This window comes from Spongiactinospora sp. TRM90649 (genome assembly GCF_029382225.1).
Taxonomy (GTDB): Bacteria; Actinomycetota; Actinomycetes; order Streptosporangiales; family Streptosporangiaceae; genus Spongiactinospora.
In genome coordinates this window covers 246,747-269,470 of record NZ_JARLTC010000005.1, presented here as the reverse complement: position 1 = coordinate 269,470, position 22,724 = coordinate 246,747, and the positions used below count along the sequence as shown (strand labels likewise).

Sequence of the window (22,724 nt, the reverse complement as noted above, 5' to 3'; positions counted from 1 at the left end):
CGACGTTTCCGGGACGGGCGCTCCGGACGGCTCCCGGACGCGCTCAGTGCCGGGTATAGCGGTGTTTGACCCCGGGCGGGAAGTGCTCGGGGTCGCCCGCGGGCCGCAGGCGGATCACCGGCGGCTGCCTGTCCGGCGGTACGTAGGTGGCGAACTCGCCGTTGAGCCTGCGGAGCTGGGCCAGGACGGCCACGCCGATCGCGAGCTCGGCGCCCCGGTCGCCCGCGAGGTCGAGCCCGGGGGCCGCCTCGACGGTGATGTGCAGGCGGCGGTCCCTGGACTCGTCCTCGACCACCTCCATCACGAACTTCCCGGTGACCATGGCGTTGACCTCGGGTTGCTCCAGGCCGACCGAGACGTTCTCCGGGTATACGTTGGCCCCGTAGTAGGAGACGGCGAACCGGCCGCGCCCGAAGACGTAGACGAACGGCAGGGCGGGCTCGGTGGGGACGGCCGGGCGGTGGCCGCGGGCGCGCAGGAAGGACAGCAGCTCCTCGTGGCCGATCAGGCCGCCCTCGTCGGCGATGTGGTACCTGATCAGTGGCACGCCGTTGTCGCCGGTGAACAGCAGCGTGCCGCCGTCCGTCTCGAACAGGCGGCTGTAGGGGTCGTACTGGGCCAGCGTGGGCAGCCGCGCCGCGCCGAACAGCTCGCGGGCGGCCTCGGGACGCGACGCCAGGAAACGGCGGGCGTCGATGGACAGGGGCGTCTCGTTGGCGAGCACCCCGGCGTCGGCGGTGCCGTACAGGGAGGCGGTGCGCAGCACCGGGTCGGGGATCCCGGCGCGCTCGCAGACCAGCGTGCGCCACTCCTCGCTGAACACCTCGCCCGCGGTGACCAGCCCGAGCCGGTAGTCGGCCCAGGGCACGCCCGCGGCGGCCCCGGCGTCGATGACATCCTTCAGGAACGGCGGATAGCCGAGCAGCACCACCTGGTCGAAGTGCGGCGCCAGCTCGGGGATCACCCGCAGGATCTCCCGCTTGTCGGTGCCCGGCGCGATCGCGGTGATCGGCAGCCCCCTGGCGGCGAGGTGGCGGCAGCACGCGAGGGTGAACAGCCCGCCGACCCAGGTGCCGAGCGCGAAGCACACCACGGCGAGGGTGCGCTCTCCGCGTGCGCCGAACGCGTCGGCGAGGACCTGCTCGAAGCGGTCGGCCACGGCCGCCTCGTCGGCGGCCGAGCGGGGCCAGAAGGTCGGCGCGCCGGTGGAGCCGGAGGAGACCGCGATCATGTCGCCGATCACGCCGTCCCGGCAGACGGCGGGCAGCGGATGACGCCGGATGTAGTTCTCCTTGGTGGTCATCGGCAGGCGAGCGAAGTCGGCGGGCGTCGTGACGTCACCGGGACGCACGCCGTGCTCGGCCAGAAACGCGCCATACCCCGGCACCCGCTCCGCCACCTGCCGGAACAGCGCCAACGCCGCCTGCTCGGGAGACCCGCCACGCTCGGAAGTGTTCGCCACGGCCCGACCTTAACGCGCCCCCGCCCGCCGGGGGTTCATACGCGACCGGCCACGTGGCGGGCCCCGGCCCGTTCCCGCATGACGCCGCCGTGGCTCATCCTGATGATCTCTATTCGTATGTGTTGACATGGCCTGACTTACCCTGACTTAGGCGTATTTGCAGGGCTTCGGGGACCTATCGGACTCCGTGATGCCGAGGATCCCGCTCAAGCGCCCTGCCAGGGAGCCCGTATCGCGTGGGCATCGTGCGATCCGCCGGATTGCCTTTACAGAATCTGTTAGATCCGCAGGATTGGAGGAAGGATAGGCCCGTCCGCGCTTCCCGCCGAGCACCCTGGCCCCCGGCGGCGGGTCGTGGCGACCTTGCCAACCTTGCGTGTCCGGCGGATACGGCTGCACGAACGTTGTTGGGATGCGATGGAGCGATTGCAAGGGAGTGACGCGCCGCGCCCGGCGCGACTCCGGCGGCTCGGCGCCACCTGGCTGGGCCGCCTGCCCCTCTTACCCCGTTTACCGGAACTGTCTCCCGCGTGGCTGAGCGGTCTGGCGCTGGCCACCGGCATCGCCGGTCTCGTCGGCCGCGTCCTCGCGGGCGTGGCGGCGCCGTCCGCCGAGGGAACCCAGACGATCCAGACGGTTCAGAGCATGGACACGATATGGCCGGTGGTCGCGATCGCGCTGCCGGCCTTTCTGCTGCTGCACGCGGGAGCGGTCCAGCGGGCGCTCTGCGGCGGCGGCGCCCCTTGGTGGGCGATCGGCGGGCAGGCCGCCCTGCTCTACCTGCCGCTGCCGCTGCTCGGGCCCGGCTGGAGCCCGTTGTGCGGCCTGCTGACCGGCGCCGTGCTGGTCACGGCGGGCCGGCGTCGTTCACCGCTGATCCTGGCCCTGGCCCTCGCGTGCGGCCCGGCGCTGCTGATCGTGCCGGGCGAGGCGAGCGCCGTGTGGGCCGCCGCCGCGCCGGGGGTCGGCCTGGCCGAGTACGCGCTGATCGCGCTGGCCGTACGGGCCCGGCGGCTGCAGGACGCCCAGGGCGAGCTGGTACGGCGGACCGTCGGCCTGGAACGCCGCAGGTTCAACCGTGACCTGCACGACCTTGTCGGACACCGGCTGGCCGTGCTGGTCCTGAAGATCGAGCTGTCCCAGCGGCTGTACGACGACGGCGACGCCCGCGTCCGGGACGAGATCAAGGAGCTCCTCGACCTCGCCAGGAACCTGACCGGCGACGTGCGCTCGGTGGCCCACGGGCTGCGCTCCTCCTCGCTGGAGACCGAGCTGAGCTCGGCCCGCGCCGTGCTGGAGTCGACGGGCGTGCGCTGTCAGATCAAGGTGGTATGCCGCACCCTGCCCGCCGAGGCCGCCGACGTGCTCATTCACGTGCTCCGTGAGGGCGTGACCAACATCCTGCGGCATACCCGCGCCCGTGAATGCGCGATTCATCTAGTCGAGCGCGACGGGCTCGTGCGGTTGTCGATGACCAATGACGGAGTGCTGCCCGCCTATCGCCGTAATCGGGAGGATTCCGCCACTGGCGGTAACGGCCTGTCGAATCTCAGCGAGCGGGTGTCCGAGCTGGGCGGATGGCTCGACGCCGTCGCCAGCCAACGCGGACTTTTCCGACTTGCCGTATATTTCCCCCGAAACTTATAAGGCGCTCCACACCCTCATATTTCACAGAACGTCCACGCCTTTTGTGTAAATCTCACATACGACTGTGAAGGAAATCTATCCTAGTAATGTGACCTGTAACTAGACGAAACCCCGCCTCAGTCGGCAGTCTTTCTTACGTAATCCAAGCGTGATCGGCGACCGGGAGGACAAGGGCGATGGACCAGTATGAGCTCTACTGCCTCGCGGATCCCAATTTCTACGACACGCTTGAGCACAGCACCGCGCAGGACGCCGACTTCGCGATCGTCCGCCGGCCGGTCCCGGACAACTGGGTCCACCACCCGACCGACACCTGGATGTACTACGCCCCGACCGGCGAGGCCCCGCTGCCCGCCCAGGGCTGGAAGATCCACGTGTCCGCCCGCGTCGACGACGCCGAGCGCGCGCTCGCCACGATCTGGGACTACTGCGTCCCGCGCGGCATCGCCTTCAAGTTCCTGCGCGGCGCTCCCGTCCTGATCATGCTGAACTCCAAGGCCGCGTCCCGTGCCTCCAGCGGCAAGCTGGTCACCATCTACCCCAGGGACGAGGGCCAGCTCGAACTCGTGCTCAAGGAACTGCACGAGCTGCTGGACGGCGTCGCCGGCCCCTACATCCTCAGCGACCTGCGCTACGGCGAGGGCCCCCTGTTCGTGCGCTACGGCGGCTTCGCCGAGCGGCACACCCTGTCCGGCTCCGGCGAGCGCGTGCTCGCCGTGGAGGACGGCGACGGCAACCTCGTCCCCGACGTGCGCAACGCCGTCTTCGCCGTCCCGCCGTGGACCACCCTGCCGGAGTTCCTGGAGCCGCACCTGGCCGCCCGCAACGCGGTGACCACCCAGGAACTGCCCTACCAGGTCGAGAGCGTGCTGCACTTCTCCAACGGCGGCGGCGTATACCTGGCCAAGGACACTCGCACCGGCGAACGGGTGGTGCTCAAGGAGGCCCGGCCGTACGCGGGCCTGGACGCCGCCGGACGCGACGCCGTCGCCCGCCTCGCCCATGAGCGCGACGTGCTCGAACGCCTGGCCGGCCTTCCCGCCGCCCCCGAGCTGCGCGACTACTTCGCCCTCGGCGAGCACCGCTTCCTGGTCATGGAGTTCGTGGACGGCAACCCCCTGCAGCGCAGGCTGGTGCAGCGCTACCCGTTCACCCGCGCGGACTGCGACGCCGACGCCGTCGCCGACTACACGCGCTGGGCGCTGGCCACCCTCGAACGCGTGCAGCACGCGGTGGACTCCATCCACGAGCGCGGGGTCGTCTTCGGCGACCTGCACCCCGACAACATCCTGATCACCGAGGACGAGCGGGTCGTGCTGATCGACTACGAGGTCGCCACCCTCGCCGGCGAGGGCGCACGCGCCGCGCTGGCCCACCCGGCCTTCAGCGCCCCGCCCGACCGGCAGGGCCTCGACGTGGACCGCTACGCCATGGCCTGCCTGCGCCTGGGCCTGTTCGCCCCGCAGTGCACGATCATGCTGCCGCTGCACCGGCCCAAGGTCAGGCACCTGGGCGCCCTCGCGACCGGCGCCTTCCCGGTGCCTCCCGCGGTGCTCGACGTGGCCGTGGCCACGATCGAGGGCCCCGCGCCCGGCGACCAGGACCCGATGACGGACCTGCCCTTACCCGGCACGGCGAGCTGGCCCGAGCTCCGCGAAGCCATGGGCCGCGCGATCGCCGCCGCCGCCACCCCCGAACGCCAGGACCGGCTCTTCCCGGGCGACATCGCCCAGTTCCGGCCCGGCCGGGGACTGAGCTTCGCCTACGGCGCGGCCGGGGTCCTCTGGGCCCTCACCGAGGCCGGCCTGCCGACCGACCCGGCGCACCACGACTGGCTGCGCGCCCGGGCCAAGGAACCCGTCCAGGGATCCGGCCTCGGGTTCTACGACGGCCTGCACGGCGTCGCCTACGCCCTGGACCGCCTCGGCCATCGGCAGGACGCCCTCGACCTGGTGGACGTCTGCCTGCGGGAGAACTGGGAGAAGCTGGAGCCCGCGCTGTCCACCGGCGTGGCCGGCATCGGGCTCAACCTGATGCACCTGGGCGAGGTCACCGGCGAGGCCGGGCTGACCGCCGCCGCCCGCAAGGCCGTGGACATCTGCGCCGAGCGCCTCGGCGGCCCGGACGACGTGCCCACCACCAGCGGCGGCTCCAACCCGAGGGCCGGGCTGATGCACGGTTCGTCGGGACCGGCGCTGCTCTTCCTCAACGCCTACCGGCGCACCGGCGAGGCCGCGCTGCTCGACCTGGCCGCGACCGCCATCCGCCAGGACCTGCGCCGCTGCCGCCGCGCAGCCGACGGCTCGCTCCAGGTGGACCAGGGCTGGCGGCTGCTGCCGTACCTCGACGAGGGATCCGTCGGCGTCGGCGTGGTCCTCTCCGACTACCTCACCTGCCGCCGGGACGACGAGCTGGCCGGGGAACTGGCGGATCTGCGCCGCGTGGCGGGATCCGGGTTCTTCGTCCAGCCGGGGCTGTTCACCGGCAGGGCCGGGATCGTCGCCGCGCTCGGCATGGGCCTGCGCGGCCCGGCCGTCGGCCCCGATCCCCTCATCGACCAGCAGGTGCGCGGGCTGAGCTGGCACGCGCTGCCCTTTCGGGGCGGTCTCGCCTTCCCCGGGGACCAGTTGCTGCGGCTCTCCATGGATCTCGCGACCGGGACGGCGGGCGTGCTCCTCGCCCTCGCCACGGTGATGTCCGAGAACCCGGCGCACCTGCCGTTCTTCCGGCCCGCGTCCGCGAAGCCGGTCGGTCACCAGGATGGGGAGGAGGTGTAAAGCAAATGGTTCTTCTCGACCTGCAGGGTATGGAGGCTCCTTCGAGCAGCGACGTCGCCAGCGGTGGCAGCACGCTCACGGTCCTCAGCTGCCACTCCGGCAAGCCGAGCAACCTCAGTGTCGCCCTCTGCCACTGATGACTGCTCATCCCCCGGGCGGCCCCGCAAAGGGCCGCCCGGTCCTTATCCACGATTCTACGCGCCAGGAGGCGTTTGTGGAGGCGAAGGAGCCGGATCCGCGAGCCGGTGACCGGCTTGTCGCCGCGACGGTAAGGCGCGGCGGGCCGTGGCCGGTCGTCCTCGCGGTGGCCTCCGTAGCCGGAGCCGCCTGTGAACTGGCGCTTCCCTTCGCCGCCGGCCGGACCATCGACGGTTTCGTCACCGCCGCCCCCGGCCGCGTCACCTGGCTCGCCGTCTGCGCCGCGCTCGTCGCGGGCGTGATCGTCTGTGAGACCGCCGCCGTGTGGGCCAGAGGCGCGAGCGGCGCGCACGCGTCGGCCCGGTTGCGCCGCGCGGTGGTGCGCCACGTCCTCGGCGCGGGCCTGGCCGTGCGCGGCCGGTTCGCCGCAGGGGACCTCGTCACCCGCGCCGGGATGAACGCCGAAGAGGTGGGCCGCGCCCCCGAGTCGGTGGTCGGCGCGGTGGCGCTGCTGGTCCCGACCGCCGGTGGGCTCGTCGCCCTCACCCTCATCGACCCACTGCTCACCCTCGCCCTGGCCGGGGGCATCGCCGTGGTGCTGCTGGTGCTGCGCGCCTTCCTGCGCGCGGGCACCGCCATCGCGGGCGGCTACCAGGAGGAGCAGGGGAGGATCGCCGCCCGCCTGCTGGACGCCCTGGAGGGCGTCCGCACCATCGCCGCCGCCGGGACCGAGCGGCGCGAGACGCGGCGCGTCCTCGCCTCGCTGCCCCGCCTGCGCGCTCACGGCATGGACCTGTGGCGGGCCACCGCCGACGCCGGGGCCAAGGCGGGCGTGATGGTGCCCGTGGTGGAACTGGCCGTGCTGGCGGTCGGCGGACTGCGCCTGGCCGGAGGCGACCTGACCGTCGGCGAGCTGTACGCGGCGGCCAGATACGCCGTGCTCGGCCTGGCGCTGAGCACGGTGCTCGGATACGCGGGCGGCCTGGCGAGGGCTCGTTCGGCGGCCGGACGCGTGGCGGAGGTGCTCGCCGTGCCGTCCGGCCGTCACGGGACGCGCACGCTCCCCGAAGGGCCGGGCACGCTGGAGTTCACCGGGGTCTCCGCGCCCGGCCTGGCGATCGGCGACCTCGTGGTGGCCGGCGGATCGACGACGGCCGTGGTGGGCCGTTCGGGATCCGGCAAATCCCTGCTGGCCGCCCTCGCCGGACGGCTGGCCGACCCCGAGCACGGCACGGTCACCCTGGACGGCGTGCCCCTCGCGGACCTGTCCAGGGCGGAGCTGCGGCACGCGGTCGGCTTCGCGTTCGCCCGGCCCGCGTTGTTCGGCGGCACCCTGGAGGAGGCCATCGGCCTGGAGGCCTCCTACGGCAGGACACGGGAGGCGGCGGTGGCCGCCTGCGCCGACGGGTTCATCCGCCGTCTGCCGGAGGGATACGCCACACCGCCCGCCGAGGCCCCCATGTCCGGCGGCGAGCGCCAGCGGATCGGCCTGGCCCGCGCCTTCGCGCAGGCGGAACGGCTCCTGGTGCTCGACGACGCCACCTCAAGCCTGGACACGGTCACCGAGCGCCGCGTCAGCGACGCCCTCACCGGCGGCGCCGGGGCGCCGACCCGCCTCATCGTCGCGCACCGCCCCGGGACCGCCGCCCGCGCCGACCGGGTGATCTGGCTGCACGACGGCCGGGTGCGCGCCCACGCGCCGCACCGCGAGCTGTGGCGGGACCCCGGCTACCGCGCCGTCTTCCGCGCGGCCGAGTCCCCGGTCCCGGAGGGAGAGGGGCGCTCCGGGCCCCCGGACGGCCTGGCGGACCGGCAGGCGGCGGAGGTCGTCACGTGACCCCGCGACAGGTGCTCTGGGGCGTGCTGCGGGCACGGCCCCGCACGCTCGCCAGGCTCGCCGCCTGGTCGGTGGTCGAGAGCGCGCCCGCCTTCCTGATCGGCTTCGTCGTCGCCCGCGCCATCGACGACGGGTTCGCGGCGGGCCTTCCGGGGACCGGGCTGGCCTGGCTGGGCGTGCTCGCCGTGGCCTGGGGGGCGGCGGCGTTCGGCGCGCGCCAGGTGGTGCTGGCCGTGGCCGGGATCGCCGAGCCGCTGCGCGACGAACTACTCGGCCATGTGGTCGAGGGCGCCCTCCGCCGCGCCTCTGACGCCTTCCAGGCGCCCGCCCCCGGCGGCAGCGCCGCCGTGGCGCGGGCCAACCTCCAGGTCGAGCTGGCGAGAGACGCCTTCGCGGCGGTCGTCACCGTGGTCCGGGGGTTCGCCTTCATCCTCATCAGCGTCACCCTCGGCATGCTGACCCTGCTCCCGCAGGTCGCCCTTCTGGTGCTGCCGCCCTTCGCCGCCGGGCTCGCGCTGTTCCTCCTTTCGCTGCCCGCACTGGCCCGCCGTCAGCGCGCCTACCTGCTGGCCGACGAACGCACCGCCGAGGAGCTGACCGGCCTCGCGGGCGGGTTGCGCGACATCGCCGCCTGCGGCGCGGAGGACCGCGTCGCCGCCACCGTGGAACGCCAGGTGGACGCGCAGGCGACCGCCGCCCGCTCGCTGGCCCGCGTCACCGCCGCGCGCACGGCCGCGCTCGCGGTGGGCGGCTGGCTCCCCGTGGTCCTGGTGCTCGCCGGAACCCCGTGGCTGCTGGACAACGGCGCCGCGGCGGGCACCATCGTCGGCGCGCTGGCCTACGTCACCCAGTCGCTCTCACCCGCGCTCAACGGCCTGGTGGAGGGCGTCGGCGTCAGCGGCGTCCGCCTGATGGCGTCCCTGGACCGGATCCTCCGCTCCTCCCCGCCGGCCGTCGCGCCGGATACCACCGCGCCGCCGCCCGGCGACGGGTTCGCGGTCGAGCTGCGGGGCGTGACGTTCGCCTACGGGCCGCACGCCGAGCCGGTCGTCGACGCTCTGGACCTGGTCGTCCCCGAGGGGGACCACCTGGCCGTGGTCGGGCCGAGCGGCGCCGGGAAGTCCACGCTGACCGCGCTGATCACCGGCATGCTGCGGCCCGGCGACGGCGAGGTGCTGGTCGGCGGGATCCCCGCCGACCGCGTCCCCCCCGACCGGCGGGTGCTGATCCCGCAGGAGGCGTACGTCTTCCGGGGCACGCTGGAGGAGAACCTTACCTACCTGTCCGGCGCGGCCCGCGCGGATGTCGAGGCGGCCGTGGCGGCGCTGGGCGCGGGCCCGGTCGTGGACCGCTGCGGCGGCTACGGCGCCGAGGTCGATCCCGGGGCGCTGTCGGCCGGGCAGCGCCAGCTCGTCGCGCTGGTGCGCGCCTACCTCTCCGACGCCCGTCTGGTCATCCTGGACGAGGCCACCGGCGGCCTGGACCCAGCCGCCGAGGAACTGGTGGAGCGGGCCTTCGCGGCGCGCGGCGGCACCCTGATCGTCGTCGCGCACCGGCTCACCTCGGCGCTGCGCGCCCGTCGCGTGCTGCTCATGGACGGCGGGCGGGTCCGTCTCGGCACGCACGACGAGCTGGTCCGTTCCGCCCCGCCGTACGCCGACCTGGTCGGCCACTGGGAACCGGAGTATGCCTGATGAGATATCCCGCCGCGCAGCGGCTGCCGATCGTGGACTACCCGCACGGCCACCGGGTCGCCGACCCATACCGGTGGCTGGAGGACCCGGGCGACCCGGCCACCGGCGCCTGGCTGGAGGAACAGGACGCCCTGTGCCGCGAGCAGGCGGCCCGATTGTCGGCGCGCGAGCGGTTCCGCACCCGGCTGGCCGAGCTGGGCGCGATCGGCTCCATCACGGCCCCCGAGTGGCGCGGCCCGCACGCGTTCACCGTGCGCCGGGAGCCCGGCCAGGAGCATCCTGCGCTGTGCAGGGACGGCGACGTGCTGCTGGACCCGACGCTGCTGGACCCGACCGGCCTGACCACCCTGGACGCCTGGCAGCCCGACCTCGAAGGGCGGCTGCTGGCCTACCAGGTCTCCCAGCGGGGCGACGAGCGGGCGGTCATGCACGTCATGGACGTGGCGACCGGCGCGGTGGTGGACGGCCCCATCGGCGGCTGCCGCTACTCTCCGGTGTCCTGGCTGCCCGGCGGTGAGCGCTTCTACTACGTGCGCTTCCATCAGGGCGTCTACCTGCACACGGTGGGCACGCCGTCCGAGCTGGACGAGTGCGTGCTCACGGCGGGCGAGGGCTTCTCCTACGGCCTGGGCATCAGCCCGGACGGCCGCTGGCTGATCGTGTCGGCCGCCCCCGGCCCGTCCATGCCTAACGACCTGTGGCTGGCCGACCTCTCGGCGGCGGGCCCGCCGGACTTCCGGGTGATCCAGGCGAGCGACGCGGGCGCCAGGGGCGCGGCGGCGGTCGGCCGGGACGGCCGGCTGTACGTGATCACCGACCGGGACGCCCCGCGCGGCAGGCTGCTCGTGGGCGACCCGGCGGAACCGGGCGACCTCACCGTGCTGCTCCCGGAGGATCCACAGGCGGTGCTCGGCTCGTTCACGATCGTGGACGGCCCGGAGAGGCCCCTGCTGCTGGCCGTGTGGATCCGCCACGCGATCGGCGAGATCGGCGTGCACGACGCGGCGGGCGGGCGGCGCGTGGGCACGGTCGAGACGCCGGGCAGCGGCACGATCGGCTCCCTGACCGCCCGCGCGGACGGCGGGCACGAGGCGTGGTTCACCTACACCGACGCGGTGACCCCCGCCGCCGTGTGGCGCTACGACGCCCACGCGGGCACGGCGGAGCGGTGGGCCGAGCCGCCGGGAGCGGTCCCGCTGCCGGAGGTGGAACGCCGCCAGGTCTCCTTCCAGTCGGCCGACGGCACCCGGATCCGCATGATCGTGATCGCCCGGCCCGCGTCCGGGCGGCGGCCCCGCCCGGCGATCCTGACCGGCTACGGCGGTTTCGGCGTGCCGCTCACGCCCGGCTACGCCGCCGACTCCCTGGCCTGGGTGGAGGCCGGCGGGGTGCTGGCCGTCGCGCACGTCAGGGGTGGGGGAGAGGAGGGCGAGGGCTGGCACCGCGACGGCATGCGCGACCGCAAGCAGAACTGCTTCGACGACTTCGCCGCCGCCGCGGAGAAGCTGATCGCCGACGGCTGGACGACCCCCGCCGAGCTGGGCATCTGGGGAGAGTCCAACGGCGGCCTGCTGGTCGGCGCCGCGCTGACCCAGCGGCCCGAGCTGTTCGGCGCGGCGGTCTGCGCGGCGCCGCTGCTGGACATGGTCCGCTACGAGCGGTCCGGTCTCGGCCCGGCCTGGCGCGGCGAGTACGGCTCGGCCGCCGACCCGGACGAGCTGCCCTGGCTGCTCGCCTACTCGCCCTACCACCGGGTGAGTCGCGGCACCGACTATCCGGCGACGCTGTTCACCGTGTCGGCCGCCGACTCCCGCGTCGATCCGATGCACGCCCGCAAGATGTGCGCGGCCCTGCAGTGGGCCACGGCGGGGCGGCGGCCGATCGTGCTGCGCCACGAGCCCGACGTGGGGCACGGGGCGCGCGCGGTCAGCCGTTCGGTCGCCCTGGCCGCCGACGCGCTGGCCTTCCTGGCGGCGCACACCGGTCTGGTCCCCGGCGGTTCCGGGCCGGATCCGACGCCGGATCCGGTGCGATCAGATCCAGCCGGACTCGCGGGCGATGCGGATGGCGTCGATGCTGCTGCGGGCGCCGAGCTTCGCCCGCGTCTTTGACAGGTAGTTGCGGACCGTTCCCTCCGAGAGGAACAGCGACGCGGCGATCTCGGAGATCGAGGCCCCGTCGGCGGCGGCGCCGATCACGTCCAGCTCCCTGCGCGTGAGCGGGGAGTCGGGCGCGCCCATCGCGGCGATGGCGATCTCGGAGTCGATCACCCGCTCGCCGCACGCGACCCTGCGGATGGCGTCGGCGAGCTGGTGCGGTGGCGCGTCCTTGGCCAGGAAACCGCGAACGTGCGCGTCCAGGGCACGGCGCAGCGTGCCCGGCGTTCCCACCCCGGTGAGGATCAGTACCCCGCACTCGGGGAGTTCCTGGTGCAGCGCGTGCGCGGCGGTCAGGCCGTCCATGCCGGGCATCGCGATGTCGATCACCGCGACGTCCGGTTTGGTGGCGGTCGCCGCCGCCACCACCCGATCGCCTCTGTCCACCTCGGCGACGACCTCGATGTCGTCCTCATAGGCGAGCAGGGCGACGATCGCCCCGCGCACCAGATCCATGTCCTCGGCGAGCAACGTTCGGATCACGGTGTTCCTTGCGCTCCGGGAGAGGTTAGTTTCCGGTTTTTAATACTGTCTGATCGATCGGTATAAGAAAAGCGGTAATGGGTGGAGGTTTTCCCCATTTCTACTTTCGCCGGAAGCGGAACGTGAACTGAATGAGATTTCAGCCGCAGCGGGTGCCGTCGCGCGGCACCTTCCCCTCCAGGAGATAGCCGTCCACGGCCGCGCGCACGCAGGGATCGCCGGTGTCGTAGGAACCGTGCCCCTCGCCTTTCAGGGTGACGAGCACCCCGGTGCCCAGTTCCCTGGCGAGGGCGGGCGCCCAGGCGTACGGCGTCGCCGGGTCGCCGGTGTTGCCGAGGACCAGGATCGGCGGCGAGCCCTTGGCGCTGACCTCCTTGGCCGAATCGTCGCCCGGCACCGGCCAGCCGGTGCACTGCATCACACCCCACGCCATGGACTCGCCGAAGACGGGCGAGGCGTTACGGAATTTCGGCAGCACCCGCCGCACGTCGGCCACGGTGCGCCGCTCGGTGGTGTCGGCACAGGTGATCGCGGTGTTGGCGGCCATGATGTTGCTGAAGTGGCCGTTCTCGTCGCGCCCGCTCTGCACGTCGGCCAGGGTGAGCAGGATCGTGCCGTCGCCCTGCTCGGCCATGGTCAGCCCCTGGCTGAGCGCCGGCCACAACTGCCTGGAGTACAGCGCGGTGGCCACGCCGCTCATCCCGAGCGTCTGGCTCAACCTGCGGCCCAGCGTGGTCTCCAGCGGCTTGCGCTCCAGGCTCTTCAGCAGGTTCCCCACGTCGTTGACGATCTCCTCGGGGGTCTTGACGTCCTTGGTCGCGCCCCGCTTGGCGGGCGAGCAGAGCTGCGGCCCCGCCTTGACGCAGGCTTCGGCGTAGTGCTGAAGGGCGAGCTGGAACCCCGCGGCCTGCTGGAGGCCGAGTGAGATCTTGTCCAGCTTGGTGTCCACGGCAGCGTCGAGCACCGTGCGCCCGACGTTCTCGGGGAACTGGTGGGCGTAGTTCGCGCCGAGCATCGTGCCGTAGGAGATGCCGAAGTAGTCGAGGGTGCGCTGACCGAGCGCGACGCGCAGGCGGTCCATGTCGCGGGCGGCGTTGACGGTGCCCACGTGCGGCAGGAGCCGGCCCGACCTGGCCACGCAGGCGTTCACCATGTTCCGCAGCTCGGCCTCGAAGGTGGCGATCTCCTGCGGGGTGTTCGGCGTGGACTCGGTCTGCTGCCCGGCGTCGATCTGGGCGTCGTCCAGGCAGTTCACCGGGGCGCTCAGGCCGACCCCGCGGGGGTCGAAGCCGACCAGGTCGTAGCGGGTGTTCAGGGTGGAGAAGCGGGGGGCGGCCTGCACGAGCGTGTCCACGCCTGAGCCGCCGGGGCCGCCGAAGTTGAACACCAGTGAGCCGATCCGCTGCCCCGGGCCCGTGGCCGGGATCCGCACCAGCGCGATCTCGATGGTGTCGCCCTCGGGCTTGGCGTAGTCGAGCGGGACCTTCAGGCGCGCGCACTCCGGTTTGCGGGGGGAGGCGGTGCCCGTCCCCGTCGCGGCGGGGCTCTGCTCGGCGGGGGGCTGCTCGGCGGGCGTGCCGCCGATGTCGCAGGGCGTCCATTCCAGGGAGTCGGTGGGGCCGTCGGAGCCGAGGGCCACGTCCTCGGCGCCTCGCTGGCCCGCGCATCCCGTGACGGCCAAGGCCATCGCCCCGGCAGCGACCATCGGACCTGCCCACCTCATGAAGCCCCCCAAGACGCGCTGATTTCGGGGGACAAGGCCACCTTAACGGTCGCTTCCGGAAACTCCGGGTGACGCGCCGAAAATGCCGGGGGTGCTTTAGGGCATGAACCAGCCAAATACTTTTTGAGCGTCGTGCCTGGCTTGTGGCGGTAGTGACGTCAAGTAACGAGGGCGAGCGTCCTCGAAGTGAGGTGCGAGAAGATGTCGGCAAAACAGGCCATTGCCCGAATTGCGTTCGGTTCCCGCTTTGATGCGGTCCCCTGGGGCCAGCGCATCTACGTCAGGCCGGGCGAGCGTCAGGCGCGGGAACTGGGCTGGCGACTGCTGCTGCGCCGCTCGCCGATCATCCCCCTGGAACGCTACGCCGAGCGGGTGCCGCTCGGCCCCATCGAGGAGTTCATCACCTGCCACCTGTGCGGTGAGTCACGTCAGCAGCCGCTGTTCTCGCCCACCGGGGCCCGCGAGGACGGCACGCAGCCCTGGACCTACCGCGTCGTGCGCTGCCCCTCGTGCGGCTTCCTCTACCGCAACCCCAACGTGCGCCCCGAGCGCCTGGGCGACCTCTACGCCACCGGCTACAGCGGCTTCCTGACCGGCGACTACGCGGCCGGTCGCCGGCTTCGCTACCGGCTCACCATGGACGCCTTCGCGCCCGTCTTCGCCGGCGGACGCAAGCGCAGGCTCCTCGACTTCGGCTGCGGCGCCGGCCTCTTCCTCGAAGTGGCCGAGGAACTGGGCTTCGAGGCCTACGGCGTGGACCTGTCCCCGGACTCCGTCGTCCAGGCCAACGCGCGCCTGTCCTCGGCCGTCGCCTACCACGGCTCACCTGAGGACGTGCCGGAGGTCGCCGCCGGCGGGTTCGACGTGATCACGCTGTGGTCGGTGCTGGCGCACCTGCCCCGCCCGCTGGACGAGTTCGCGCGGCTGCGCCGTCTGCTCGCGCCCGGCGGCGTGCTGCTGGTGTTCACCGTCAACGCCGGGTCGCTCCTGCTCAAGGCGCACGGCCCCGCGTGGAGCGGGTTCACCAAGAACCACCTGATGTTCTACTCCGCGCGCACGATGCCCGCCCTGCTGCGGCGCACCGGCTTCGCGGGGGTGGCCTTCACGCCGTTCTACGGCGACGCGCTGGAGTCAGGGACGGCCCGCATGCCCGCCCGCATGGACGAACGGCTGCGGCGGACGATCGCCGCCACCGACGGCGGCAACATGCTGCGTGCCCTGGCCTTCGCCGACGAGACGGCGATCGGCCGCTGGGGGGCCGGGCTCGGGGTCCTGCGCCTGCCGTGAGCCCCCCGCCGGGTCAGACCGCGTGCCGGGCCCTGAGCAGCCGCAGGACGCCCCCGTGGCCCTCGCCGGGCAGCTCGGTGTAGAAGACCACTCGCTGGTCGCGGTCGGGCATGTGCAGGACCTGGCAGATCAACTGGAACTCGCCGACGTCCGGGTGGTAGGCGAGCTTGCGCTGGTCCGTGCGCACCGCGACCTCGTGCCGCGACCACAGCTCGGAGAACTCGGGGCTGAGCGCCAGCATCTCGGCGACCAGGGCCCGGATGCCCGGGTCGTGCGGATAGCGGGCCGCGCTCGCCCGCAGGTCGGCCACCGCGGTGCGGGCGAAGCCGCAGCGCTCCTCCCCGTGGCTGACGAACGCGAACGGCTGCGGGCCGACGAAGACCTGGCGGATCACGTTCCGCTCGGCTCCGGGCGCGCCGAGCTCGCCCATGATCAGCTCGGCCATGCGGTTCCAGGCGAGAATGTCGTACTTGACGTCTAGGACGTAGGCGGGCACGTCCTCCAGGCTGTCCAGCAGGGCGCGCACCGCCTCGGGCACCCGGGCGGGCGCGGCATGCGCGGCGGACGGGGGGATCGAGTCGCCGGACAGGTGGAACAGGTGCGCCCGCTCGTCGGCCGAGAGCATCAGCGCCCGGGCCAGCGCGCCGAGCACCTGTCGCGACGGATTCGGGCCCCTGCCCTGTTCCAGCCGGATGTAGTAGTCGATCGACATCCCGGCGAGCTGGGCGACCTCCTGACGGCGCAGGCCGGGGGTGCGGCGGCGCCCGCCGTCCGGCAGCCCGACCTCGCGCGGCGTCACGCGGGCGCGGCGGCTGCGCAGGAACTCGGCCAGTTGTCTCCTGTCCATTTATCCAGCATGACCGATATGCCGTGACTGGTGCCGCGTTCTTGGGTGGTATCGGGAATCCCAGCCTGGGCGAGTCCCTCCCACGGCGGCACGTGCCACGACAGCCTGTAACCCATGACAACCGTACGCACAGCGCTCGTCACGGGCGCGAACAAGGGAATCGGATACGAGATCGTCAAGCGGTTCGGAAAGGAGGGGGTCACGGCGATCATCGGAGCGAGGAGCGAGGAGCGCGGCAGGAAGGCCGCGGAAGAGCTGGGAACGGTCCACGTCCGGCTCGACGTGACCGACCAGGAGTCGGCGGCCGCCGCGGCGAAGTGGATCGAGGCCCGGTACGGCGGGCTCGACATCCTGGTCAACAACGCCGGGATCATGCTGGAGGAGGGCGATCCCCTCACCGACCCCGGTGCCGTGGACGCGATGCGGAGAACCTACGAGACCAACGTCTTCGGGCTGATGACCGTCACGCAGGCGATGCTGCCGCTGTTGCGCGCGTCACAGAGCGCGAGGATCGTCAACGTCAGCAGCGAGCTGGGATCGTTCGCGCTCGCGACCGACCCGGCGAGCACCACGTACCCGCACAACTACGCCGCCTACAACTCCTCCAAGTCGGCGGTCAACATGATCACCGTCTCGATGGCCAAATACCTCGCGGGCAGCCGGATCAAGGTCAACGCGGTCTGCCCCGGCTACTGCGCGACCGACCTCAACGGGCACAGCGGGCACCGCACCCCGGCCCAGGGCGCGGTCGAGCCGGTTCGCCTGGCCCTGATCGGCGACGACGGCCCCACGGGGGCCTACTCCCAGGACACCGGTCCGCTGCCCTGGTGATTCCGCCGCGCTGATGTGTGGATCCGGCCGGACGGGACAGGAGGTGGGTTATTCAGTGACACCGACCTTGAGGAGCCGGGCGGATGGGGCAGGAAGTCGACAGGGAGAGCTTCTCCGAGCGGGAGTTCGCCAGGTTCGGCGAGCGGCTTGAGGCATCGCTCGCCGCCCTGCGCGAGCTGCTCGCCAGGCCGGGCTTCGGCGTCGGCCCCGGCAGCGTCGGGGCCGAGCTGGAGCTGTTCCTGGTGAGACCGGACGGCGGGCCGCTACCGCGCAACGAGGAGGTCCGCGCGGCACTCGGCGACGACCGGGTCGTGCTGGAACTCGGCCGGTTCAACCTGGAGATCAACCTGACCCCGGTGCCGCTGGCCGGCCGGCCGTTCTCCGCGCTGGACGGCGAGATCAGGGAGATGGTCGCGGCGGTCGACGGGGCCGCCGCGACCCAGGGCGGCGGGGTGGTGGCCATCGGCATCCTGCCCACGCTGTCCGAGTCCGACTTCACCCGCGACGCCATGAGCGACGAGCACCGCTACCGCGCGCTCAGCCGGGGCATCCGGCGGCTGCGCCCCGAGCCGTTCCGGGTCAGCATCCACGGCGCCGAACGCCTGGAACTGCAGGTTGAGGACGTCATCCTGGAGAGCGCCAACACCTCGTGGCAGGTCCACGTGCGCACCGAGCCCGCGAGGTTCGACCGGGTCTACAACGCGGCGCAGCTCGCCATCGCCCCGGTGCTCGCGGCGTCCGGCAACTCGCCGTTCTTCCTGGGCCGGGAGCTGTGGGAGGAGACCAGGATCGCGCTGTTCGAGAAATCGGCCGACGACCGCGACATCGAACGGCGCTGGCGCAGGGACGGCCGGGTGGCGTTCGGCTCCGAGTGGTCCTCGGGCGGGGCGGAGGAACTGTTCGCGCGATACGTCCGCGACTACGAGCCGCTGGTCCCCGTGCTCGGCGACGAGGAGGACCCGCTGGCCATCGTCAAGGAGGGCGGTCTGCCCGGTCTCGCCGAGCTGCGCATGCACCAGGGCACCGTGTGGCAGTGGAACCGGCCGGTCTACGACCCGGCGGACGGCGGTCACCTGCGGGTCGAGATGCGCGCGCTGCCCGCCGGCCCCACCGCCGCCGACATGGCGGCCAACGCGGCGTTCCTGGTCGGGCTGACGCTGGCCATGGCCGACCGTCCCGGCTGGACCGACGAGCTGCCGTTCGCGGCGGCGTACCGCAACTTCTACCGCGCCGCCACGCTGGGGCTGGACGCGCCGATGACCTGGCCGGGCGTGGGCGGCGAGACGCGCGCCTCTGAGCTGGCCCTGAGCCTGCTGCCGCTCGCGGCGGAGGGGCTGGAGCGGGCGGAGGTGGACCGTGCGGAGATCGACAGGGCCATGGAGATCGTCCGCGAGCGGATCGAGCGCCGCCGCACCGGGGCGGCCTGGCAGCGGCGCGCGATGGCGGCGCTGCGCGACACCCCCGGAGCCTGGGAGCGAATGATCGGCCGTTACCGGGAGCTGGCGTTCACCGACCAGCCTGTCCACACTTGGCCGGATATGTCAACATGAGTTCTTTGCCATCCCGTGAGTCACACCCGTAAGCCGGGTAGTGTCCGTGGTGACGGAAGGGCGTCAGATGACTACGGGCATGAGAACGGCGGACCCCGCGCCGTTCACGCTGCGGCGGGCCACGGGCGACCACGCCGCCGGGGCCGACGCGCTCGAACGCGAACTCCGGCGGGCCGGGCTCGAAGCGGTCCTCGCCGGCGCCAACCGGCGGGCGGCCAGGCGGCCGGCCACCAAGGCGTTCGCCGGCATGAAGCCGAAGCCGGCAGACTGGTACACCTTCGACCCCGCCGACGACGACACCGCCGACTGGTACCCGCAGGGCGTCACCTGCGCGTCCGACGGCGGGTTCGCCACCCCCGCGTTCGCGGTGAGCTGGTACTGGCGGCCGCCCTCGGGTGAGCGCGGCGCGCGGGTCAGCTTCCTCGACACCGCCTCGCTGCGCTATCGGCACGTCCTGCTCGTCGAGGTGAGGCCCGACGGCTCGTTCGGCCCGGTGCCCGTCCACGCGGGCGGCATCGTCTGGTACGCCGGGCGGCTCTACGTCGCCGACACCGAGAACGGGCTGCGCGTCTTCGACCTCGCGAGGTTCCTCGACATGCGCACCGGGCGCGACGACGTCGGCGACCCCGAGAAGATCGGCTTCCACGACGGCCGGGCGCACGCCTTCGGCTACCGCTACGTGCTGCCGCAGACCGACTCCTGGCAGGTGGACCCCGGTTCGGCGCGGTTCTCCTACGTCACGCTCGACCGCAGCGGCGAGCGCGACCTGCTGCTTTCCGGGGAGTACACCGACGATCCCGGCGAGACCGGGCGCGTGGCGCGGTGGGCGCTCGACGGCGAGACCCTGGCCGAGACCGGCGGCGAGGCCGAGCCGGTGGACGCCTACACCGCGCCCGACGCGGGCATCCAGGGCGCGCTGTCCCACGCGGGACGCTGGTACTTCAGCCGGGGGCGCGGCGCGTCGGCCAACGGCTCACTGATCGTGACCGCGCCCGAGGGCGAACCGGTCAGCAGGTCTTATCCGATCGGCCCGGAAGACCTCACCTGCTGGCGCGAGCAGGGCACGCTGTGGAGCGTGACCGAGTTCCGGGGCAGACGCGCGCTCTTCGCGGTGCCCCTGTAGCCAGATCGGTAGCGAGACCTGTGGCTAGATCGGCGGGTCAGCTCTCCTCCAGGCAGCCGCCGTAGTTGCTGGCGGCGAGCTGGACCACGGCCGAGTGCGCGCCGATGGCCTCGGAGAACCCGGCGCCGATCGCCTCGGCGGCGGTGGCGACCTTGCCCAGGTCGCCCTCCGGCCCGATCACGTAGGGCGCGATGGCCAGCTTGGAGGCCCCGATCCGGTGCAGGCGCTCCGCGGCGTCGCCGATGCTCGGCGACGCGTCGATGGCGGCGGCCACGACCGGCACGGCCAGGCGCGCGGCCAGCAGGACGGCGGTGGTCTCGGCGGCCCGCGCCGCCTCGTCGCCGCCCGCCGTGGCGACGATCACGCCGTCCATCGGCGCGCCGATGTTGAACAGCCGCATCCGGTCGGCCCTGGCCAGGCCCTTGTCGGCCAGCCGAACGTGCAGGGCCTCGGCGAGCATCGGGTGCGGTCCGAGCGGATCGGTGATGATCACGTGCACGCCGCTCTGCGCGACCGCCTCGCGGATGATCCGGAAGACCCGGGGGTAGGGGCCGGTCACCAGGGGCACCACCACGGCGGCCGTCGCGCCCTCTGGGCGCTCGTCGGCCAGCTCCGCGAGCTGCTTGGCCACGCATTCCGCGCCGTCCTCCAGGTGCGCCACCCGGACGTCGACATGCGGGTTCTCCACGATGAGGGCGCTCGCCACCTCGGCCGACACCTCGTCGCCCGAACCTGGCACGGCCAGGACGAACGCAGGGGCGTTCGGCGGTAGCTGGGCGGGGACCGGACGGCGGTGCCGTCCCGTCACCGGCCGCGGCGACCGCTCGCGGATCGGCAACCTCTCGGGAGATTGGTTCACATCGGCGGATTTTAGGTGGATTTGCGGTCCCTGGTGTACAGAAAACTGCCGGAGGTCTACGACCTGCGCAAATGCCGGACGCTCTCAGGAGGGAACGGAGGCACGAAAAACCGTGCCGCGACCTGAGAGGCGAATCGGCCCGGATGCCGCGGTGACGAACACCGAGGCGCCCTGCGCGAGACCGAGCCCGGACGGACCGGGCCGAGTCCCATTCTGCCGCGATTCACCGCGTGTTGATAGCAGGTTGTCATAAACCGTGATTTTTCCGCTTATGCCAAGCAAGACCGAGGGCCCGAAAGCGGGCAGCACGGCCTCGCCGTCCACCTGGACCCTGGACAGGCGGAACTCGCGCGCCGGGGTCTCGTAGACCTCCTCGTCACCATGGCGCACCGGGCGCACCACGACCGGGTCGCCCGCCGCCGGCGACAGGATCCGCAGCAGCTCGGGGATGTCGATGTGCTTGCCGGTGAGCCCGCCGCGCAGCACGTTGTCCGAAGCGCTCATGATCTCCACGCCGACCCCGCGCAAATAGCTGTGCGGCTCCCCGGCGGGCACGTACAGGGCCTCGCCCGGAGCGAGGCGCAACCGGTGCATGAGCAGCGCGATCACCACCCCCGGGTCGCCCGGGTAGTGCCCCGCCAGGTCGCTCGCCCAGGCCAGCTCGTCATCTGCCGCGCACGCCGCCGCGACCGCGTTCACCACCGGCTCGCGCCGTCCAGGCGGCAGCGTGAGCAGTCCGGAGACCACGGAGTGGATCTCCCCGGCGCGCAGCGCCGCGACGAACGGATCCAGCGCGGCCACCCCCAGTTCGGCGAGCAGGGCGGCCGACGCGGCCGGGTCGCGGAACCCGCACAGCGCCTCGAAGGGCTCCAGCGCGCACAGGAGCTCGGGCTTGGCGTACGGGTCGCGGTAGTTGCGGTGGGGGGCGTCCACCGGGATCCCCGCGAGGTCCTCGGCCGCGTACCCCTCCCGTGCCTGCGCCGGGGTCGGGTGGACCTGCAGCGACAGCGGCGTCTCCGCAGCCAGCACCTTCAGCAGGTACGGCAGGCGCGGCCCGAACGCGCCGACCGCCGCGTCGCCCAGCGCCTCCAGCGGCTCGGCGGCGAGCAGGTCGCCCATCGGGACGTCGCCCGAGGAGGTGCGCAGCAGCGAGGGCGCGCCGGGATGCGCGCCCATCCACAGCTCGGCCTCCGGCCCCGGCGAGGGGGCCCTGCCCTGCAGCGCGGCGATGGCCGCGCGCGAACCCCACGCGTACGGCCGGATCGGGTTGGCCATGGGCAGCACACTGGGCAGAACGTGGGTCATCGGCACTCCGGCGTCGAGGTCGTCGGGACGTCGGCCGCGAGCAACGCCGCCCGCGCCGCGCCGATCAGCCCCGCGTCACCGCCGAGCGAGCCCGGCGTGACCCGCAGGCGCCGCGTGAACGCGAGGTGGGTCCGCTGTTCGACATGCCGCCGCAGCGGACCGAGAAGTGTCTCGCCCGCACCGGCCACGCCCCCTCCCACGACCACCTGGTCGAGGTCGCAGATCGTGGCAACCGCCACGATACCGGCCGCCAGCGCCGCCGCCCCCCGATCGAACGCGGCGATCGCGACCTCGTCGCCGTCCCGCGCGTCCACGGCCAGTTCCCGTGCGCCCGCGCCGTCCGCCGCGCCCGGCCGCCAGCCCTGGGATCGGGCCCATCGCACCATGGCGGGTCCGCTGGCGCTCGCCTCGACGCACCCGCGCCCGCCGCACGCGCACGCGGGCCCCGCCGGGTCGGCGACGATGTGCCCGAAGAACCCGGCGTTGCCGGTGGGCCCCGGGTAAGGCCTGCCGGAAAGGACCAGCCCGCCGCCGATGCCGGTGGACACCACGACGCCCAGGAGCGAGGCCGCCCCGCTGCCCGCGCCCCGCCAGTGCTCGCCCGTGGCGGCGGCCACGGCGTCGCCGACCAGCACGGCGGGCGGCCCCGGCACGGCCCGCCGGACCTTGCCGAGCAGCGGGAAGTCGCGCCAGGCCGGGATGTTCACCGGGCTGACCGTGCCCAGGACCGGATCGATGGGACCGGCCGACCCGATCCCGATCGCCGCGTGCGACGCGCCCGCCGACGCCTCGGCGACCAGTCCGAGCAGGGCGGTGGCCACGACCTCGGGATCGGCGGAGCCGGGAGTGGGGGCCTGGGCCCGCCGCAGGATCTCACCGGACGGGCTCACCGAGGCGGCGGCGAACTTGGTGCCGCCGATGTCGATCGCGAGCACCGGAGCGGCGGAGGTGGATGTCATGCGGGTGTCCTGCCGGGTTGGGGCGCGGCGACGTACGCGGGAGCGA

General features: G+C 73.0%; 17 protein-coding genes. 10 read left to right on the top strand and 7 right to left on the bottom strand.

The genetic code is table 11. The features are described from left to right. Positions 1-43: 43 nt before the first annotated feature. Positions 44-1,462: a phenylacetate--CoA ligase family protein gene (locus tag P3X83_RS06725; RefSeq protein ID WP_277303983.1), complete on the bottom strand. Its 1,419-nt coding sequence runs from the start codon at positions 1,460-1,462 to the stop codon at positions 44-46. Between the two features lie 417 nt (positions 1,463-1,879). Between P3X83_RS06725 and P3X83_RS06720 the strand changes: the two genes are divergently transcribed. From P3X83_RS06720 to P3X83_RS06695, 6 genes are all read left to right on the top strand, one after another. Beyond that, on the top strand, positions 1,880-3,109 hold the full coding sequence (locus tag P3X83_RS06720) for a histidine kinase (protein ID WP_277303982.1): 1,230 nt from the start codon (positions 1,880-1,882) through the stop codon (positions 3,107-3,109). 176 nt (positions 3,110-3,285) lie between these two features. Further along, a complete protein-coding gene (gene lanKC / locus P3X83_RS06715; RefSeq protein ID WP_277303981.1) occupies positions 3,286-5,886 on the top strand; it encodes a class III lanthionine synthetase LanKC in 2,601 nt (866 codons plus the stop codon). A 5-nt stretch (positions 5,887-5,891) separates the two neighbouring features. Next, complete coding sequence (locus P3X83_RS06710; RefSeq protein WP_277303980.1) at positions 5,892-6,023, top strand: SapB/AmfS family lanthipeptide; 132 nt, start codon at positions 5,892-5,894, stop codon at positions 6,021-6,023. Positions 6,024-6,100: 77 nt separating this feature from the next. Then, entirely contained in the window at positions 6,101-7,861 is a 1,761-nt protein-coding gene (locus P3X83_RS06705) for an ABC transporter ATP-binding protein (protein WP_277303979.1), read from the top strand. After that, positions 7,858-9,555 (top strand): ABC transporter ATP-binding protein, encoded by a 1,698-nt coding sequence (locus P3X83_RS06700; protein ID WP_277303978.1) that lies wholly within the window; start codon positions 7,858-7,860, stop codon positions 9,553-9,555. Before P3X83_RS06705 ends, P3X83_RS06700 begins: the two co-directional genes overlap by 4 nt. After that, positions 9,555-11,666 carry a prolyl oligopeptidase family serine peptidase gene (locus P3X83_RS06695; protein ID WP_277303977.1) on the top strand — a complete coding sequence of 704 codons (2,112 nt, stop codon included), beginning with the start codon at positions 9,555-9,557 and terminating at the stop codon, positions 11,664-11,666. The genes P3X83_RS06700 and P3X83_RS06695 overlap by 1 nt, the downstream gene beginning before the upstream one ends. Here P3X83_RS06695 and P3X83_RS06690 read toward each other — a convergent pair. Together P3X83_RS06690 and P3X83_RS06685 are read right to left on the bottom strand one after the other, a co-directional pair. Further along, positions 11,589-12,194, bottom strand: a complete 606-nt coding sequence (locus tag P3X83_RS06690; protein ID WP_277303976.1) for a response regulator transcription factor — start codon at positions 12,192-12,194, stop codon at positions 11,589-11,591. The genes P3X83_RS06695 and P3X83_RS06690 overlap by 78 nt on opposite strands. A 139-nt stretch (positions 12,195-12,333) precedes the next feature. Beyond that, on the bottom strand, positions 12,334-13,899 hold the full coding sequence (locus P3X83_RS06685) for an alpha/beta hydrolase (RefSeq protein ID WP_277303975.1): 1,566 nt from the start codon (positions 13,897-13,899) through the stop codon (positions 12,334-12,336). Between the two features lie 219 nt (positions 13,900-14,118). Between P3X83_RS06685 and P3X83_RS06680 the strand changes: the two genes are divergently transcribed. Continuing rightward, on the top strand, positions 14,119-15,204 hold the full coding sequence (locus P3X83_RS06680) for a class I SAM-dependent methyltransferase (protein ID WP_277303974.1): 1,086 nt from the start codon (positions 14,119-14,121) through the stop codon (positions 15,202-15,204). 13 nt (positions 15,205-15,217) lie between these two features. Here P3X83_RS06680 and P3X83_RS06675 read toward each other — a convergent pair whose 3' ends face one another. After that, entirely contained in the window at positions 15,218-16,051 is an 834-nt protein-coding gene (locus P3X83_RS06675) for a helix-turn-helix transcriptional regulator (protein ID WP_277303973.1), read from the bottom strand. Between the two features lie 114 nt (positions 16,052-16,165). On the opposite strand from P3X83_RS06675, the gene P3X83_RS06670 reads away from it, so the two are divergent. The 3 genes from P3X83_RS06670 (at position 16,166) to P3X83_RS06660 (ending at position 19,555) form a co-directional block, all read left to right on the top strand. Continuing rightward, positions 16,166-16,882 carry an SDR family oxidoreductase gene (locus P3X83_RS06670; protein WP_277303972.1) on the top strand — a complete coding sequence of 239 codons (717 nt, stop codon included), beginning with the start codon at positions 16,166-16,168 and terminating at the stop codon, positions 16,880-16,882. A gap of 83 nt (positions 16,883-16,965) precedes the next feature. Then, entirely contained in the window at positions 16,966-18,432 is a 1,467-nt protein-coding gene (locus P3X83_RS06665; RefSeq protein WP_277303971.1) for a glutamate--cysteine ligase, read from the top strand. A 79-nt stretch (positions 18,433-18,511) separates the two neighbouring features. Next, positions 18,512-19,555, top strand: a complete 1,044-nt coding sequence (locus P3X83_RS06660; protein ID WP_277303970.1) for a hypothetical protein — start codon at positions 18,512-18,514, stop codon at positions 19,553-19,555. 37 nt (positions 19,556-19,592) lie between these two features. On the opposite strand, the gene P3X83_RS06655 is transcribed toward P3X83_RS06660, so the two are convergent. The 3 genes from P3X83_RS06655 to P3X83_RS06645 form a co-directional block, all read right to left on the bottom strand. Further along, complete coding sequence (locus tag P3X83_RS06655) at positions 19,593-20,414, bottom strand: CbiX/SirB N-terminal domain-containing protein (RefSeq protein ID WP_277303969.1); 822 nt, start codon at positions 20,412-20,414, stop codon at positions 19,593-19,595. Positions 20,415-20,498: 84 nt separating this feature from the next. Then, complete coding sequence (manA, locus tag P3X83_RS06650) at positions 20,499-21,719, bottom strand: mannose-6-phosphate isomerase, class I (RefSeq protein ID WP_277303968.1); 1,221 nt, start codon at positions 21,717-21,719, stop codon at positions 20,499-20,501. After that, positions 21,716-22,678, bottom strand: coding sequence for an ROK family protein (locus tag P3X83_RS06645; protein WP_277303967.1), 963 nt, complete (start codon positions 22,676-22,678; stop codon positions 21,716-21,718). The genes manA and P3X83_RS06645 overlap by 4 nt, the downstream gene beginning before the upstream one ends. Positions 22,679-22,724 lie beyond the last annotated feature (46 nt).